The organism is Protofrankia sp. CiP1_Cm_nod3, from assembly GCF_982290655.1.
The window spans coordinates 23939-26114 of record NZ_CEVIVD010000063.1 but is presented as its reverse complement, the minus strand read 5'-3'; the positions used below and the strand labels follow the sequence as shown (position 1 = coordinate 26114).

At 71.4% G+C, this 2176-nt stretch carries 1 protein-coding gene; it reads right to left on the bottom strand.

Features of this window, described 5'->3' with window-relative positions; translation table 11 throughout:
* Positions 1-157: 157 nt before the first annotated feature.
* Complete coding sequence (locus AC5LUJ_RS13825; RefSeq protein ID WP_250282655.1) at positions 158-1990, bottom strand: glycoside hydrolase family 15 protein; 1833 nt, start codon at positions 1988-1990, stop codon at positions 158-160.
* Between the last annotated feature and the right edge of the window lie 186 nt (positions 1991-2176).

Below are 2176 nucleotides of genomic sequence, written 5' to 3'. Positions count from 1 at the left end.
TGTCCTCGCCCCTCTCTGTCCTCGCCCCTCTCCGTATCGTCCGCTCGCCCGCCGCCTTCGTCTTCCCGGTCTTCCCGGTCGCTTCGGCACGGGTGGCGGATGGCGGATGACGGACGGCGGGGCGGCCGGCGGATGATCGGGAGGCCGGGCCGGGGAGTCAGCCGAAGAAGTGGCCCGGCGGATAGGCCCGGTCGGTGCGCGAGCGCGGCCGGCCGCGCAGGGCGTCGGTCAGCGTCCGGGCGGTGTTGACCAGCGGGACGTGGCTGAACGCCTGCGGGAAGTTGCCGACCAGCCGGCCGAGGCGGGGGTCGTACTCCTCCGCCAGCAGCCCCACGTCGTTACGCAGCGCAAGCAGCCGCTCGAACAGTTCCTGGGCCTCGCGCACCCGTCCTGACAGGGCGTAGTTGTCGGCGAGCCAGAAGGTGCAGGCGAGGAAGGCGCCCTCACCGGCGGGCAGGCCGTCGACCGCGCCGTCCGCCGCGGTCGGGTAGCGCAGCACGAAGCCGTCCTGGACGAGTTCGCGCTCGATGGCGGCCACCGTGCCGACGGCGCGCGGATCCGTCGCCGGCAGGAAGCCGACGAGCGGGATGTTCAGCAGGGCCGCGTCCAGTTCGGTGGAGCCGTAGAACTGGGTGAAGGTGTTGCGGGCGGGGTCGAAGCCGCGGGCGCAGACCTCGTTGTGGATCTCGGCCCGCAGCGCCGTCCAGCGGTCCAGCGGGCCGGGCAGCCCCCACTCGGTGATGCCCTTGACGGCCCGGTCCACCGCCACCCAGGCCATCACCTTGGAATGGACGAAGTCCCGGCGTGGCCCGCGGACCTCCCAGATGCCCTCGTCGGGCTTGCGCCACCCGGTCTCCAGGAACTCCATCAGCTTGCTCTGCAGCGCCCACGAGTCGTCCTGGCCGTCGACGTCGGTGGCCATCCGGGCGACGTGCAGCGCGTCGAGCACCTCGCCGTAGACGTCCAGCTGGAACTGGTCGACAGCGCCGTTGCCGACCCGGACGGGAGCGGAGCCCTCGTAGCCGGGCAGCCACGGGATCTCGTACTCGGGCAGCCGGCGCTCGCCGCCGACGCCGTACATGATCTGGACCTGCGAGGGGTCGCCGGCCACCGCCCGCAGCAGCCACTCCCGCCAGGCCGTGGCCTCGCTGGTGAACCCGGCGTCGAGCAGGGCGAGCAGGGTGATGGTGGCGTCCCGCAGCCAGCAGTAGCGGTAGTCCCAGTTGCGGACCCCGCCGATCATCTCCGGCAGGGAGGTCGTGACCGCCGCGACGATGCCGCCGGTCGGCGCGTACGTCAGCGCCTTGAGGGTGATCAGGGACCGGCGGACGGCGTCCTGCCACTGCCCGTCGTAGGTGCAGCCGGCCATCCAGTCCGCCCACCACGACTCGGTCAGGTCGATCGCCCGGCGGACGTCGATGCGGGCGTGGGTCGGGCGGTGCGAGGGGCACCAGGCCAGGGAGAACGGCACGGACTGCCCGGCGGAGACCGTGAACTGCGCGTGGGTGGCCATGTCGTGGCCCTCCATCGGCGCGGTCGTGCGCAGGGTGACCGCGTCGGGGCCGGCGACCGCGACCACCGTGTGCTCGTCGAAACGACGCACCCACGGAACGATCGAGCCGTAGTCGAAGCGGATGCGGGTCTCGCTGCGCATCCGGACCGTGCCTTCGATGCCCTCGACGAGCCGTAGCACCAGGTGCTCGCCGGAGCGCGGGTACATCGCGTCGACGATCCGGACGGTCCCGCTCGCCGTGGTCATGTCGGTTTCGAGGACGAGGGTGTCGCCGCGGTAGCGTCTGCTCACCGCGAGTACCGGATCGACCGGCGCGATCCGCCAGTGACCGGAGTTCTCGTCACCGAGCAGGGCGGCAAAACACGCGGGCGAGTCGAAGCGGGGCAGGCACAACCAGTCGATCGAACCGTCCCTGGAGACCAGCGCGGCCGAATGTGTGTCGCCGATCAGCGCGTAGTCCTCGATGCGGGAGGGCACGGTCTCTCCGGGGTCTCTCGGGGCCCTCCGCCACCACGAACACAGACGATCGCCAGGGACGCCGCCGCGCGGCGCCCCTGGCCCCCCGTGATCGAAACGCATTGGGCCGGCTTGGGTTCAGGTCTGAATGTGACTCTGGGTGTGGTGCTGAATGTGACTCTGGGTGTGGTGCTGAGTGTGACTCTG